This is a genomic window from Rhizobium sp. JAB6 (assembly GCF_003024605.1).
Lineage (GTDB): Bacteria > Pseudomonadota > Alphaproteobacteria > Rhizobiales > Rhizobiaceae > Rhizobium.
The window spans coordinates 415,210-430,203 of record NZ_PYJQ01000001.1 but is presented as its reverse complement, the minus strand read 5'-3'; the positions used below and the strand labels follow the sequence as shown (position 1 = coordinate 430,203).

The window sequence follows — 14,994 nt, the reverse complement described above, 5'->3', positions numbered from 1 at the left end:
GACGGAAACCGCTGCGCATTTTTCCTGGAATTGCCCTAACGAACGACGATTTCGCCGTCTTCCTTGGTAAACGGGCCGATATCCGAGTTCGACAAAATATCGAGCACGAGTTCCGACGGACGGCAGAGGCGCACGCCTTTCTCGGTCACCACGATCGGGCGGTTGATCAGGATCGGGTGCTCCATCATCCGGTCAAGCAGCTGATCCTCGGTGAGATCGGGATTGCCAAGGCCGAGTTCGTCATAGGGCGTTCCCTTCTGCCGGAGAATATCGCGAGCCGTCAGGCCCATGGCGGAAATGAGCTCCACCAACTCCTCCCGGCTCGGCGGCGTCTTCAGATATTCGATGACGACGGGTTCCTCGCCGGACTGGCGGATCATCGCCAGTGTGTTGCGCGAGGTGCCGCACGCAGGATTATGATAGATCGTCACCGTCATCGATAGTCTCCTCTTCGTCTTCGGCCAAACCGGCATCGCCGCGATAATCCACCTGCATGAAATAGAGCCCATCCGGCGGGGCGACAGGGCCGCAGGCCTTGCGATCCCTCGCCTCCAGAGCCGCGCGCACATCGTCGGGCGTCCATTTGCCCTCGCCCGCAAGCTTCAGCGTGCCGGCGAAAGAACGGATCTGATTGTGCAGGAAGCTTTGCGCCGTGGCGCGGATCTCGATCAGCTCGCCGCTGCGCGTGACGTCCAGCCGGTCGAGCGTGCGCACCGGACTGTTTGCCTGACAATGCGCCGAGCGGAAGGTGGTGAAATCATGCCGGCCGACAAGGGTCTGGGCCGCGGCATGCATGACCTCGTGATCCATATCCTTCGGCACCCACCAGGCACGTCCGGCTTCCAATGCAAGCGGCGCACGGCGGGCGATGATGCGGTAGAGATAGTGACGGCGGATGGCTGAAAAGCGCGCATCGAAGCTTTGATCGACCTCGACGATATCGAGAATGGCAATACGGTTCCCGGCAAGCTTCAGATGGGCATTCAGCGCATTGCGCAGCGTATAGACTTTCCATTCCTTGGAGAGATCGGCATGCATGACCTGCCCCATGGCATGCACGCCGGAATCGGTCCGCCCTGCGCCGCGGATCGAAACCGTTTCGCCGGTCAAGGACAGGATGGCGCCCTCGATCGCGCCCTGCACGGAGGGACCATTTTCCTGACGCTGCCAGCCGACATAGGGAATGCCGTCATATTCGACGGTCATTTTGTAACGCGGCATCAGGCTTGCTCCGAGGCGAGCACGGTTCCCGGCGAGATCGGTGTGCCGCGCAGGAAATCAGCCGTCGCCAAGGGTTTGCCGCCGGCCTTCTGCAGCTTCGTGAGCCTGATGGCGCCGGAGGCGCAGGCAATGACGAGATCTTCCGTCAGCACCTGGCCGGCTGTGGCGCTGCCCTCTACCAATTCCGAGCCGAGCACCTTGATGCGCTCGGGGCGGCCGGCGATTTCCGCCTCGAACCAGGCGCCGGGAAAGGGCGACAGGCCACGAATGTGATTATGGACATCGGCGGCCGGCCTGCCGAAATCGATGCGCGTTTCGCTCTTGTCGATCTTTGCGGCGTAAAGGACGCCTTCGGATGGCTGCGCCGCCAATGGCAACTCGTCATGTTCCAGCTTGTTCATCGCCTCGGCCATGGCTTTTGCGCCGACGAGCATCAGCCTGTCATGCAGTTCGCCCGCAGTCATGGTGTCGCCGATCTCGACTTCGCGAGTCAGCGCAACGGGGCCGGTATCGAGCCCCTTGTCCATCTTCATCACCATCATGCCGGTTTTTTTGTCGCCGGCCATAATAGCCCGCTGGATGGGCGCGGCCCCGCGCCAGCGCGGCAGCAGAGAGGCGTGACCATTATAGCAGCCGAGACGCGTACCGGTGAGGATCGCTTCCGGCAATAGCAGGCCATAAGCGACGACGACGGCGACATCGGCATCCAGATCGCGAAAGCGCTGGCGCTCGTCGGGATCCTTGAAGTTGACGGGCGTGAAGACCGGCAGGCCCAGCAATTCGGCCGCCTGATGCACCGGCGATTTCTGCAGGTCCAGCCCGCGCCGGCCGCCGGGACGCGGCGGCTGCGTATAAACGGCCCGAATCTTGTGCCCGGCATCGATCAGGGACCGCAATGTCGGCACGGAGAATTCGGGCGTTCCCATAAAGATGATGTTGAGCGACATGCGATCCATCCGACTAAGATATCAGGTTTCGATCGACCCGCGGCGAAAGCACATGCCATCGGATCAAACGCTAGCCGCCTTCAAACGGGTTTATGAGCTTGAGATCAAGTCCCTCGAAGTCTTTTGTGTTGCGCGTTGCCAATGTCGCACCGTTCGCGAGGCAGATGGCGGCGATCATGGCATCCTTCGTTTCCATCCTTCGCCCAATCTTGTGGCGACGAGCGGAGACTATTCCGTATTGATGGGCTGCGTTGCTCGAAAATCCCAGAACGCGGCCCGAAAACTCTGCCTCTATCGCATCCAGCTCCGCGACCAATGCCGCCTTGCGCCTCCCGTCAGCCAGGAGTTCCAGTCCAAACCTAATCTCACCGATGGTGATGGTGGTCAGAAAAACGGCCTCGATAGCGACGCTATCAAGCCAGGACAATATGCGCTCGCTATGCAGTCGTCCTTGCAGCTCCGATACGACATTCGTGTCCAGAACGATCATGCGCAGGCCGTAGGACTATTCGAAATGGGGTGGATCGCGATCCGGCGCATTCCGAAAAGCGTTGATTGCCTCGATTTCCTCTTCGCTGAGCTTTTCCGCGCCAAGAACTGCTCTCAATCGCTCCCCCGCCGAGTTGCTTCCACCCTGCTGGCGTCCAAGCGATTGACGCAGCAGTTCGATCGCCTCATCCGAGAGGCTGCGGCCATGCCGATTGGCATTTGCCTGCAACTGCTTCTTCAAGCTGTCGTCGATGCCGCGAATCAAAAGATCACTCACCCGCGCCTCCGTTTGATATCAATGATATCATAGGCGCCTTAAGGCGATCTTTCAATGGCCGGGCATCAGAGAGCCTTGGACTTGGCGGCTTTGGTGAACTTCTTGATCACCATGTCGCGCTTGAGGCGGGAAATATAGTCGATGAAAAGTACGCCGTTCAGATGGTCGATCTCGTGCTGCACGCAGGTCGCCAGCAGGCCATCGGCCTCGGTGAGCTGTTCCTTGCCGTCGCGGTCGAGATGCTTGACGGTAACGCGTGCTGGGCGCTCCACCTCGGCGTAGTAATCCGGAATGGAAAGGCAGCCTTCCTCATAGACCGAACGCTCGTCCGACGACGCAACGATCTCCGGATTGATGAAGACCAGCGGCTTCTTCTCTTCGCCTTCGCGCGCGACGTCGATGACGAGCATGCGGCGGGGAACGCCGATCTGGATCGCCGCAAGGCCGATGCCCGGCGCGTCATACATGGTTTCCAGCATGTCGTCGGCGAGGCGCTGAATTTCGGTATCGATCTGCTCGACGGGCTTGGAGGCTTGGCGGAGCAGCGGATCGGGCAAAATGATGAGTGGCTTGATCGTCATGACGTTTCCCATAACGCATCTTGTTGTGCGATGGAATCGCCAAGATGGCGGTGAGGCCGTGTTTTTTCAACAACCGCCATTCAGGTCCGCGGAACCGATCCGGAAATTCTGTTCACGTTTTGATCTGGATATTCATATCGAATTTGCTATGGTGTTGATGAGAACTTCACCAGCGCGCGCCAGGTTTCATGTCCTTCATCCTCTTCGGCCAAGCCATTTCCACGGTCCAGATTCTGACCGGCCTCGTCATCCTGCTTGCAATCGCAGTGATCATTCTTTTCGTCCGCGGCAGAGGACGGGCGGAAGATGACGCACCCGACGCCGAGCACACGATGGCGGCGCTGCTGCGGTCGCAGGCGGAGATGCAGGGGCGGCTTGCCGCCATGGCAGAAGTCTTCGGCTCCAGACAGGCCGAGCTCAATCACGCCATCGGCCAGCGCCTGGACGGCATGTCGCAGCGGGTGACGGCGACGATCGGTGAGCAGACGCGCTCGACCCATGAAAACCTGCGCCGTCTGCAGGAAAGACTTGCCGTCATCGATGCCGCCCAGACCAATATCCAGACGCTGGCCAAGGATGTCGTCGGGCTGCAGGCCATTCTCTCCAACAAGCAGACGCGGGGCGCCTTCGGTCAGGCCCGCATGGAAACCATCATCGCCGACGGACTGCCGATGGGCGCCTATACGTTCCAGGCGACGCTTTCCAACGGCTCACGGCCTGACTGTACCGTGCGCATGCCGAACGGCACGCCGCCGCTTGTCATCGATGCGAAGTTTCCATTGGAGGCCTGGAACGCCATCCGCAGTGCCTCCAGTCCCGAATATGGCAAGATCGCAGCACAGCAGTTCCGCCGGGATCTGGAGCTGCATATTCGCGACATCGCGGAAAAATATCTGATCCCCGGCGAGACGCAGGATACGGCCTTTCTCTTCGTGCCATCGGAGTCGATCTTCGCGGAGATCCACGAGAATTTCGAGGCGATCGTGCAGAAGGCCCAGCGCGCCCGTATCGTCATCGTCTCGCCCTCCCTGCTGATGCTATCGATCCAGGTCATCCAAGCTGTCCTGAAGGATCAGCGCATGCGAGAGCAGGCTCATGTCATCCAGAGCGAGGTGGCGCATCTGATGGACGACCTTTCGCGGCTGGACGAGCGGGTACGCAAGCTGCAGGGCCATTTCGCCATGGCTCAGAAGGATGTCGACATGATCGTCACCTCGGCCGATAAGCTGGCAAGGCGCGGCGAAAGGATCGAGGCGCTGGAATTCGAGACAGTGAAGGAGCCTGTTAAAGTGCGGCCGGAAGAACGGCCGAAGCCTGTCGACAACCGTACAAGCCAACTCAAGCTCAGGGTAGTTGACGAAGACTGAACGCTTCGGCAGTGTCGCGCCCAATCAATGCATGATCCGCAAAGACATAAGATAGTGGGATCATGCAAGATCAACACCCAGGGCAGGACATCGCATGATCACTATTTTCGGCTCCATCAATATGGACCTCATCGCCACCACGGACCGTTTGCCGAAGCCGGGTGAAACGGTGGCCGGCAATGGCTTTTCCACCGCGGCTGGGGGCAAGGGTGCCAATCAGGCGCTCGCCGCACGCCGTGCCGGTGCGACGGTCCGCCTCAGCGGGGCGGTCGGCAATGATGCCTTCGCGGAGCCCGCGCTTGCCCTGCTCAATTCGGCGGGCACCGATCTTTCCACCGTCAGGCGAGTCTCCGAGCCGACGGGTACGGCCCTCATACTCGTCGGCGGTGACGGCGAGAACATGATCGCCGTTGTGCCGGGTGCCAACGGTACGAATACCGCTGAACATGCAAGCGCCGCCGTTGCTGCTCTGAATGCCGGCGATACGCTGATGCTGCAGCTCGAAATTCCGGTGGCCGCCGTGGAAACGGCACTGAATGCGGCGAAGGCAAAGGGCGTGCGCACCGTGCTCAATCTCGCGCCGCTGATCCCGGAAGCCGCCCGCCTCGGCCGGCTTGCCGATATCGTCATTGCCAACGAAACGGAATTCGAGAGACTGGCCGGTGAGGACAATATGTCGGCATCCGAGCGCGAGGCTGCCCTTGTCCGCCTGCATGAAGAGACCGGACAGACACTGATCGTCACGCTTGGCGGCGACGGCGTGATTGCCATTCGCGACGGCGAGCTTGCACGCGCCAAGGGCCTCGTCATCGAGCCGGTCGACACCGTCGGCGCCGGCGATACTTTCTGCGGCTATTTTGCCGCGAGTCTCGATGAGGGCCTGGATTTCCGTGCCAGCCTGCGTCGTGCCGCCGTCGCCGGTTCGCTCGCCTGCCTGAAGGCCGGCGCACAACCCTCCATCCCCGTTGCCGGCGAAGTCGCCGAAAAGCTCTAAGGCTAAAAATTCTGCAAACACTACGAAGCGCAATTAATTAAATTTTTGCGCTTCCGTATCATTCTCCTCTGGCCTGGCGCGCATAGCCTTCCGGCTGCGGCAGGAATCTTAACGGCGGCTCCATGACAGGGCCCTCCTGCGCCGACCTTGCATTCGGATAATGTGTATCCGACGCATCGCTTTTTCGAGGAAATGATGTTCATCTTTCGTATGAAGTCGCTTGCGGCCAAGCTCATCTTGGTCACCGGGCTGGCGATCGCACTCGTTCTGCTGGTTTCCAACTTTCTGCTGATTGCTCAGACCCGCGATCGCGTCGAGACGCTGACGATGGATCAGGCCAATACCGAGGCCAAGTCCATTTCCAACGAGATCGCCGCAAATGTCGGCGAAATGGCAAGCGCCGCCCGTTCCATGGCCGCCGTCATCGGCCGCGGTCACGAAGGTCATACCTTCGATCGTAAGGGCATCATCAATATCCTCAAGGCGAATGTCGAACAGAATGCCTTTGCTTTCGGCAGCTGGTTCTGCGAGCAGCTCGGCTCCTTCGACGGCAAGACGACGGAGCTCGCCAACAACAAGGACCAGGGCGTCAACGACAAGGGTGCCTTCACGCCCTACTGGTCGAAGACCAAGGATGGCGGCATCCAGTTCTCGACCTTCGATAATGATTACAGCGCCGCCTGGTGGAAGCTTGCTGCCGATAGTGGCAAAGGCGCGATCACACCGCCCTATCTCGCGCAGGGCACCGAGGTTCCCACAACCATGAGCTCGATCGCTTATCCGGTCATGTCGGGCGGAAAGCTGATCGGCGTCGCGGGCGTCGACATCTCCCTCAATTCGCTTTCCGCGAAGCTGCAGAAAATGCAGCCGTTCGGCACCGGTCGCGTACTTCTGGTTTCGCAGGACAACAAATGGCTGGTCGCGCCAAGCGCCGACCTGCTGATGAAGGATTATAACGGCTCGGGCGCTGACGTCATCAAGGCGGCGCTGACCAGCGCTTCTCCCAGCGTCCTCAAGAACCTTTCCGAAAAAGGCGGCGAAGCGTTCGACCGCGTCGTCTATCCCTTCGCCGTTCCCGGCCTCAACGCTACCTGGATCGTGCTTATCGACGTGCCGCACAGCGCGACCGCAGCACCAGTACGCGATCAGACCTATATGATGATCGTCGCCGGCATCCTCGTGCTCGCCGCCGTCATGCTCGCTCTTTATGCCGCCGTCCGCAACTTCGTGCGGAAACCGCTCGCCGGTCTCATCGCCAGTGTCGATCGCCTGAGCGCCGGCAACTATGCTGAGCCGGTCGCCGGTCAGGCCCGTGCCGATGAGGTCGGCTCGGTCGCCAAGGCTCTGGAAGGTTTCCGCTTCGCGCTTGCCGACACCAAGCGCCTTGAAGGTGAAGCCAACGACCAGCGCCTGGCTGCCGAAGGTGAACGCCGCCGCTCGGAGAGCGAACGCAACGAGAGCGTCGCCCTTCAGCGCCATATCGTCAGCGTTCTCGGCCACAGCCTTGCTGAGCTCTCCAAGGGCAACCTCACGCAACGGATCACGGACGACTTCCCCGGCGAATATGCCCAGCTCAAGCGGGACTTCAATGCCGCGCTGGCGAGCCTCGAGGAGACGGTCCATACCGTCAATGTCAGCGTCGGCAATATCGGCAGCGGCACGGGCGAAATCAGCAACAGCGCTTCGGACCTCGCCCGCCGCACCGAACAGCAGGCGGCAAGCCTGGAAGAAACGGCGGCAGCCCTTAACGAGCTGACTGCGCAGGTCAATTCCAGCGCCGAGAACGCACGGACGGCGGCAAGCAGCGTCAATGCCGCATCCGAGGACGCCGAGCATTCCGGCGAGATCGTGCAAAAGGCCATCGCCTCCATGCACGGCATCGAGCAATCGTCGCAGGAAGTATCGCGCATCATCGGCGTCATCGACGAGATCGCCTTCCAGACCAACCTTCTCGCGCTCAACGCCGGCGTCGAAGCTGCCCGCGCCGGCGATGCCGGCAAGGGCTTCGCCGTTGTCGCGCAGGAAGTGCGCGAGCTCGCCCAGCGCTCCGCCAATGCCGCCAAGGAGATCAAGACCTTGATCAACGCCTCGGCCGGACAGGTCAAGGAAGGCGTCGATCTGGTCGGCCGCACGGGCAATGCCCTGCACAAGATCGCCCAGCAGGTCATGGAGATCAATGGCTTGATCCGCCAGATCTCCGCTTCTGCGAGCGAGCAGGCTATCGGTCTGAAGGAAATCAACTCGGCCATGAACCAGATGGACCAGGTAACCCAGCAGAATGCCGCGATGGTCGAGGAGACCACAGCCTCGAGCGTTGCTCTTGCCGAGGAAGCCCAGTCGCTGAGGACGCTCGTTGCGCGCTTCCAGACCGCCCGCGCCGTCCAGGACAATGCCGGCGCATTGCGGGCGGCCGCTCAGCAGATGCGGGCTCCTGCCGCCCCGCGTCGGCCGGCAGCGCCCGCTAGCGCACCGGCACGAAAAGCAGTTCCGCAGACGCAAGGGGCCAATGCACTCGCCCAGGACGACTGGGAAGAGTTCTGAACCGACGTCGGATGACAAATACACAAGGCCGCCGGATCGCTTTCGGCGGCCTTGTGCATGGGTTTTGATCAGATGCGGGCAAAGCGTTCCGTCAGCAGCGCGAAGAAGCCGTCCGCATCGACGTCACGCATGACCTTGGCGTTGCGCTTGCGGTCGGTGACGTGCCACCAGTCGACAACGGTCATGCCGACGGTCAGCTCCGAGGTCACCTCGATCTCGACATTGCAATCGCGGCCCTTGAACAGCTCAGGCTTCAGGAGGTAGGCGATGACGGTCGGGTCATGCAGCGGGCCGCCGTCCGAACCGTATTTCTCGATGTCGAATCGCTCGAAGAACTGCAGCATTTCTACCATGGCCTTGGCCGGCGGCGTGCCAACTGCGGCAATGCGCTCGACGCGATCCTTGCGCGTCAGCAACTTGTGGGTGACATCGAGCGGCATCATGACGATCGGAACGCCGGAACGGAACACCACGTCTGCCGCCTCCGGATCGACATAGATATTGAACTCGGCGGCTGGGGTGATGTTGCCGCCCTCGAAGAAGCCGCCGCCCATCATCACGAGTTCGCGCACGCGGCCGACGATGTCGGGCGCCTTCTGGAACGCCATTGCGATATTGGTCAGCGGGCCCAGCGTGCAGAGGGTCACGGCGCCTTCCGGCTCCTTGCGCAGCGTATCGATGATGAAATCGACGGCGTGGCCCGGCTGCAGTTCCATCGTCGGCTCCGACAGTTCGGGACCGTCGAGGCCGGTCTTGCCATGCACGTGCTCGGCCGTGACCAGCTTGCGCTTGAGCGGCGCATCGGCGCCGGCAAACACCTTCACGTCGCGACGATTGCAAAGTTCGCAGACGATACGGGCGTTGCGGCTCGTCAGCCGCAGCGGCACGTTGCCGGCGACCGCCGTGATGCCGAGCACCTCGATCTCCTGGCGGCTGCCGAAGGCGAGAAAGATCGCCGCGGCATCGTCCTGACCGGGGTCTGTATCGATAATGATTTTTCTGGGTTCGGTCATGTCTTCAACTTTCCTCCGGTGCAGATCGACAGGCTTTGTCGCGGGTCCGGTCCGGCTTTGTCAAGCGCTCGCTCGCCATGTCACAAAACGATTTTCCACCATGGAATTCGATCTCGCAAATGCGAAGCCAACATGGCTTGCACTCGCAGGCGCGTGCTCCCATATTAGGGACAACCGGGTGCTGAATATCAGGTCCGGAACGGTCGCTTGACACCCAAGGACTTTGAGACGATGAGCCGGACGACTCCCTTTGCCAGCCCACTGCTTCTGGGCTTCGACACTATGGAAAAAACGCTTGAGCGGATTTCCAAAGTCAGCGACGGTTATCCTCCCTATAATATCGAACGAATGCGTGCGGACCGCCTGTCGGGCGAGCCGGAACGTCTGCGTATCACGCTGGCGGTCGCGGGCTTTTCCGAAGATGAGCTTGACGTTACCACGGAAGAGAACCAGCTGCTGATCCGCGGACGCCAGATGGAACAGAGCGAGCGCGACTATCTCTACCGGGGCATCGCCGCCCGGCAATTCCAGCGCGTATTCGTCCTTGCCGATGGCATGCAGGTGCTCGGCGCCACGCTGAAGAACGGCCTGCTTTCCGTCGATCTCATTCGGCCGGAACCGGACCGCGTGGTAAAGAAAATTAACATTTCGGTCTCACAGTAGGACAACGGCCCAGGGCCGGATGATTTCAGATCGAATCGGCCTGAAATCTGAATCCGCCCTGGAAACAAAGAACTAGCGCCTGATGCCGCCCGAAAGCCGCACAAACTTTACGGCATCATGCTCTAGGGCCGTTGGTTCCTCATACTGGAGGTACGAGCATGTTGTTGAAAGAAGCCACCGCCCGCCTAACCCCATCCGAGCTTGCCAATATCGGCACCGGTGAGGTCGCCTACATCAGAAAAATGGATTGGTCCGAAGTATCCCGCTGCTTCCCGGAAGCGCCGGATATCGATCCGGATGTCGATCTCTGGGCGCTTTTCGGCGCCGACGGCACCCCGATCCTGCTGACCGACAATCGATCCAGCACCTTCTATCGTGCTGCCGAAGACGAATTGAAGACGGTCAGCCTGCATTGACCACGAGTCTCGTCCGGGGGTGAAATTACCGTCCGCAAGGACTTTACAAGCCGCCGGCCTATGGCTGCGCGTGGCATGATCCAGACCGCCTCGAGCGGCGGTCCTCACAGGATGATGCGAATATTCCATTTGAAACTCTCGCCCGCGATTGGAGCGATCAGACTCTCTTGAAGGTCAGATAAGCCGATGAGCGCCCTTCGCGCCTGGCCTTGGCCTCGTATCGCGTGCTCGGCCAGCCCTCGTAGGGCGTCAACCAGTCGGCGGCATTCCGGGCGGTCCATTCGAAGCCGCCATGCGCCTGGCAATGCTGCAGAGTCCAGTTCACATAGGTATCGATGTCCGAGGCGAAGCAGAAGAGAGCGCTCGGCTTCAGAACGCGATAGAAGCGGGCAAGGTTAACCTGGGAGACGAAACGGCGCTTCCAGTGCTTCTTCTTCGGCCAGGGATCGGGATAGAGCAAGTCGATCTGGTCCAAGCAGCCGTCGGGCAGCCAATCCAGCACCTGCGTCGCGTCGTCATTATAGACCCGGATGTTGCGTGCGCCCGCCTCATCGACACGCGCCAGCAGCTTCTGCATCGAATTGACAAAGGGTTCCACGCCTATGAACCCGGTCTTCGGCTGCTCCAGCGCGCGGTGGATCAGATGTTCCCCACCACCGAAACCGATTTCCAGGCGCAGACGCTCGGTCGGTACCGGAAAGAGATCGTTCAGCGGCTGCGGCGCCGGGGCGGAAAGATCGAGGATGAACTGCGGCAGCAATGCTTCCAGCTTTTCGGCCTGCTGGCCGCGCAAGGCTTTTCCCTTGCGTCGGCCGAAGAATGCTTCCGTCGCCCGCGACCGGCGCTCGGTATCGATCATGCGGCTTCCCGAAGCTTCACGGCTTCCTTGAGGGCCTTCACCAGATCCGTACGCTCCCAGGAGAAGGAACCGTCACGGCCGGCCTTGCGGCCGAAGTGACCGTAAGCCGAAGTCTTGGCGTAGATCGGCTTGTTGAGGTCCAGGTGACGGCGGATACCGGTCGGCGAGAGGTCCATGTTCTTGCGGATGGCCGCTTCGACCTGATCCTCCGTAACGCCCTTGCCCGTGCCGTGCAGGTCGACATAGATCGACAGCGGCTGGGCAACGCCGATCGCGTAGGAGAGCTGGATTGTGCAGCGATCGGAAAGACCGGCGGCAACGACGTTCTTTGCGAGGTAGCGCGCGGCATAGGCGGCGGAACGGTCGACCTTGGTCGTGTCCTTGCCCGAGAAGGCACCGCCGCCATGGGGAGCTGCGCCGCCATAGGTATCGACGATGATCTTACGGCCGGTGAGGCCTGCATCGCCATCCGGGCCGCCGATGACGAACTTGCCCGTCGGGTTGATGTACCACTTGCAATCGTGCGCGATCTTCAGGTCGCCGAGCGCCTCGACAATGTAGGGTTGGACAACGGAACGAACCTTCTTGGAGTCCCAGCTCTCGTCGAGATGCTGGGTGGAAAGCACGATCGAGGTCACTTCGGACGGCTTGCCGTCGACATAGCGCACCGTAACCTGGCTCTTGGCGTCCGGGCCGAGCTTGGCGACTTCGCCGTCGCCCTTCTTGCGGGCAGCAGCAAGCAGCTGCAGGATCTTATGCGAATAGTAGATCGGCGCCGGCATGAGATCCGGCGTTTCCTTGCAGGCGTAGCCGAACATGATGCCCTGGTCGCCGGCACCTTCGTCACCCTGCTGGTCGGCGGCATTGTCGACGCCCTGGGCGATATCGGCGGACTGCGAGTGCAGAAGCACGTCGATGCGGGCCTTCTTCCAGTGGAAGCCATCCTGCTCGTAGCCAATATCCTTGATGGCGCGGCGGGCGGCGGCCTTGAACTTCGAAGGATTGATGACGTCGTTGCCGTCCTTGTCCTTCTTCATCAGGCTCGGCGGAAGGCGAACCTCGCCGGCGATGACCACGCGGTTGGTGGTGGCAAGGGTCTCGCATGCGATGCGCACGGTCCACGGATTCACGCCGGTCTTTGCCGCTTCGCGGTAAACCAGATCGACGATTTCATCGGAAATGCGGTCACAAACCTTATCCGGGTGACCTTCGGCAACAGACTCACTCGTAAACAGATAATTCGCGCGCATGCGGGATTCCCCTCAAAGAACAAATCTCTGCTTTTGATATTCGTCTCCGCCTCGAAAAACAAGTCGCACAAGGACATAAATATATCTTTATATCCCCGCCGAGGTGATAAAATTTTGCGTTAAACAAGGAAAAGGCGGCCAAAACGGCCGCCTCCCGACTTTCTCGATCTTCGCTTACCGTCGAAGTACCGCTTACTCAGCATCAGCCTCGGCGGCGAGCGCCTTGACCAGCTCGACAACCTTGCGCCGGACCTTCCCATCGGAAATCTTCACGAAGGCGCGGTTGAGCTGCAATCCTTCGGAAGAAGACAGAAAATCGACGACGTAATTGGAGCTGGATGCCTCGGCCATTCCACCCGCTGCGGCCGAATGCTCGCCCGGCGCATCCTCGAAAAAGAAGGAGACCGGGACATTGAGAATGCTGGAGATGTTCTGGAGGCGGCTGGCGCCAACGCGATTGGTGCCTTTTTCGTATTTCTGAATCTGCTGAAACGTAATTCCGAGGCTTTCGCCGAGCTTCTCCTGGCTCATGCCAAGCATCGTGCGGCGGAGGCGTATGCGGCTACCGACATGAATGTCGATGGGGTTCGGCTTCTTTTTATTCTCAATCATCATTTTACCCTAACATAGGTTGAATTCAGGACCTGCCACCCGGTACCCTTCACCACCCCTATAACGCCACGTTGCAGCCGACGCCCCCAAGGCCTCCAGTCTACGTTCGAAAGGCGGACATCTAGCACTATGCAATTTTAGGGTTTTTTGGTCAATTCACCCTAAAAATAAAACCCATGCGCGAAATTGCGGCCATCATGCCGGCTGCACCGATGATCAACCAAAAGTATGTTTTTCTGGCCTTATCATCGATACGCGAAACGGTTGCGCCACCCAAAGTAGCATCTATAAAGCCTTGCTGGTTATAATCGATGCCGGAAAGCAGGCGTCCGTGTGCATCAACAAATGCTGAAATGCCTGTATTGGCGCTTCGAATCAGGGGCAGTCCCTGCTCTACCGCTCTCACTCTTGCCTGCAGGAAATGCTGGTATGGCCCTGGCGTATCACCGAACCAGGCATCATTGGTGACGTTGAGAATGGCGTCGGCCTGCCGGATCTCGGGGGTCATTTCATTGGGAAAAATGATCTCGTAGCAGATCAGCGGATAGAATTTCAGTCCGTCGGGCATGCTCAGCAATTCGCGCTTGGCGGCCGCTGAAAATCCCCCCGGCAGTTCGATGACGTTTTCGATGCCGAGATAGCCGAGGATATGTTCAAAGGGGACGTATTCGCCGAAAGGAACCAGATGGGTCTTGTCGGAGGCACCGATGATCTGGCCTCGTCCATCGATGACGTAAATGGAATTGTAATAGCGCGGATCGACGCCAGGTCCCATGTCTTCGACGCGGACGGCGCCGGTAATCAGGATCTGGTCGTCATCGAGCTGATCCGCGATGCGGGCGAGCGCATCGCGATTGTCGGTGAGAATGAAGGGCACAGCCGTTTCCGGCCAGACGATGATGTCAGGCCGCTTGCCGCCATTGGCAGGCGGCTGGACCGAAAGCGCCAGGTGCTTATCGAAGATGGCGGCGCGATCGGCGGCGGTATCCATCTTGGCTTCCTGATCGATGGAGGGCTGGACAATACGCACGACAGGCGCCGTCTTGGCACCCGCCAAGGGCGCGTCCGGCTGGCTCAGCGCATAATAGCCATAGCCGAAATGAGCAGCAGCCATGAGGACCGCAAGGCCGAGCCCCGGTACCCGGCCCTGGCGTGTGCCGAGCAATGCCGGTGCCGAGAAGACGAAGACGGCAAGCACGGTGACCCCAAGCATGCCGATCACATGCGCCGACTGCATCATCAGCGGAATGGGCATGGCGCCATAGCCGATGGCATTCCAGGGAAATCCGCTGAAAAGGAAACTGCGCAGCCATTCGACGATGCCGAAGCTGAAGGCGAGCGCGGCAATACGCCCCATGCCGTCGGACCACAGGATGCGGGCAAGCATGGTCGCAACACCGTAGAAGACAGCCAGGAAGGCGGGAAGGCCGAGGATCGCGAGCGGCAAGGCCCAGGCGAACTCGTCGGCATCGATCAGCAGCGCATGGCCGAGCCACCAGAGACCGGCGACAAAATAACCAAAACCGAAGAGCCAACCGGTGAAGAAGGCCGGCCACATACGTCCGAGCAGACCGCTATCCGGCCCGGCGGCAACGCCATCCAGCAGCCAGACCAGCAGCGTGAAGGAGATGAACATCGCCGCGAAGAAGCCGAAAGGCGGCAGCGCCAGAACACCGATGGCCCCCGCAAGGATCGCAAGCAACGCACGTTTGAAACCCCAGACGAGGATCACCCTGCCCGAAAGCCATTCCATGCGCCAGCTCC

Annotated in this window: 16 protein-coding genes; 5 read left to right on the top strand and 11 right to left on the bottom strand. The window is 60.4% G+C overall.

Features of this window, described 5'->3' with window-relative positions; genetic code table 11:
- Positions 1-35 precede the first annotated feature (35 nt).
- The 6 genes from arsC to def form a co-directional block, all read right to left on the bottom strand.
- The gene (arsC, locus tag C7U61_RS02145) at positions 36-437 is read right to left on the bottom strand and encodes an arsenate reductase (glutaredoxin) (protein ID WP_106996487.1); all 402 of its coding nucleotides are present in this window, start codon (positions 435-437) and stop codon (positions 36-38) included.
- Positions 415-1,221: a tRNA pseudouridine(38-40) synthase TruA gene (truA, locus tag C7U61_RS02140; RefSeq protein ID WP_106996486.1), complete on the bottom strand. Its 807-nt coding sequence runs from the start codon at positions 1,219-1,221 to the stop codon at positions 415-417. The genes arsC and truA overlap by 23 nt, the downstream gene beginning before the upstream one ends.
- Positions 1,221-2,168, bottom strand: a complete 948-nt coding sequence (gene fmt, locus C7U61_RS02135) for a methionyl-tRNA formyltransferase (RefSeq protein ID WP_106996906.1) — start codon at positions 2,166-2,168, stop codon at positions 1,221-1,223. The genes truA and fmt overlap by 1 nt, the downstream gene beginning before the upstream one ends.
- A gap of 70 nt (positions 2,169-2,238) precedes the next feature.
- A complete protein-coding gene (locus C7U61_RS02130) occupies positions 2,239-2,658 on the bottom strand; it encodes a type II toxin-antitoxin system VapC family toxin (RefSeq protein ID WP_106996485.1) in 420 nt (139 codons plus the stop codon).
- 15 nt (positions 2,659-2,673) lie between these two features.
- Positions 2,674-2,934 carry a plasmid stabilization protein gene (locus C7U61_RS02125; RefSeq protein ID WP_106996484.1) on the bottom strand — a complete coding sequence of 87 codons (261 nt, stop codon included), beginning with the start codon at positions 2,932-2,934 and terminating at the stop codon, positions 2,674-2,676.
- Between the two features lie 65 nt (positions 2,935-2,999).
- On the bottom strand, positions 3,000-3,515 hold the full coding sequence (gene def / locus C7U61_RS02120) for a peptide deformylase (RefSeq protein WP_106996483.1): 516 nt from the start codon (positions 3,513-3,515) through the stop codon (positions 3,000-3,002).
- 188 nt (positions 3,516-3,703) lie between these two features.
- Between def and C7U61_RS02115 the strand changes: the two genes are divergently transcribed.
- From C7U61_RS02115 to C7U61_RS02105, 3 genes are all read left to right on the top strand, one after another.
- The gene (locus tag C7U61_RS02115; RefSeq protein ID WP_106996482.1) at positions 3,704-4,882 is read left to right on the top strand and encodes a DNA recombination protein RmuC; all 1,179 of its coding nucleotides are present in this window, start codon (positions 3,704-3,706) and stop codon (positions 4,880-4,882) included.
- Positions 4,883-4,976: 94 nt separating this feature from the next.
- Complete coding sequence (locus C7U61_RS02110; RefSeq protein ID WP_106996481.1) at positions 4,977-5,876, top strand: ribokinase; 900 nt, start codon at positions 4,977-4,979, stop codon at positions 5,874-5,876.
- Between the two features lie 195 nt (positions 5,877-6,071).
- Positions 6,072-8,417, top strand: coding sequence for a methyl-accepting chemotaxis protein (locus tag C7U61_RS02105; RefSeq protein WP_106996905.1), 2,346 nt, complete (start codon positions 6,072-6,074; stop codon positions 8,415-8,417).
- A 68-nt stretch (positions 8,418-8,485) separates the two neighbouring features.
- Here C7U61_RS02105 and C7U61_RS02100 read toward each other — a convergent pair whose 3' ends face one another.
- Complete coding sequence (locus tag C7U61_RS02100) at positions 8,486-9,430, bottom strand: nucleoside hydrolase (protein WP_106996480.1); 945 nt, start codon at positions 9,428-9,430, stop codon at positions 8,486-8,488.
- A 231-nt stretch (positions 9,431-9,661) separates the two neighbouring features.
- On the opposite strand from C7U61_RS02100, the gene C7U61_RS02095 reads away from it, so the two are divergent.
- Together C7U61_RS02095 and C7U61_RS02090 are read left to right on the top strand one after the other, a co-directional pair.
- A complete protein-coding gene (locus C7U61_RS02095) occupies positions 9,662-10,093 on the top strand; it encodes an Hsp20 family protein (protein WP_106996479.1) in 432 nt (143 codons plus the stop codon).
- Positions 10,094-10,251: 158 nt separating this feature from the next.
- The gene (locus tag C7U61_RS02090) at positions 10,252-10,509 is read left to right on the top strand and encodes a DUF1150 family protein (protein WP_015338639.1); all 258 of its coding nucleotides are present in this window, start codon (positions 10,252-10,254) and stop codon (positions 10,507-10,509) included.
- Between the two features lie 157 nt (positions 10,510-10,666).
- Here the strand turns inward: C7U61_RS02090 and C7U61_RS02085 are convergent, their stop codons facing one another.
- From C7U61_RS02085 to lnt, 4 genes are all read right to left on the bottom strand, one after another.
- Entirely contained in the window at positions 10,667-11,368 is a 702-nt protein-coding gene (locus C7U61_RS02085) for a tRNA (guanosine(46)-N(7))-methyltransferase TrmB (RefSeq protein ID WP_106996478.1), read from the bottom strand.
- The gene (gene metK, locus C7U61_RS02080; RefSeq protein WP_106996477.1) at positions 11,365-12,618 is read right to left on the bottom strand and encodes a methionine adenosyltransferase; all 1,254 of its coding nucleotides are present in this window, start codon (positions 12,616-12,618) and stop codon (positions 11,365-11,367) included. Before metK ends, C7U61_RS02085 begins: the two co-directional genes overlap by 4 nt.
- Positions 12,619-12,810: 192 nt before the next feature.
- Positions 12,811-13,230 carry a helix-turn-helix domain-containing protein gene (locus C7U61_RS02075; RefSeq protein ID WP_047628819.1) on the bottom strand — a complete coding sequence of 140 codons (420 nt, stop codon included), beginning with the start codon at positions 13,228-13,230 and terminating at the stop codon, positions 12,811-12,813.
- A gap of 151 nt (positions 13,231-13,381) precedes the next feature.
- Positions 13,382-14,983, bottom strand: coding sequence for an apolipoprotein N-acyltransferase (gene lnt / locus C7U61_RS02070; protein WP_106996476.1), 1,602 nt, complete (start codon positions 14,981-14,983; stop codon positions 13,382-13,384).
- Between the last annotated feature and the right edge of the window lie 11 nt (positions 14,984-14,994).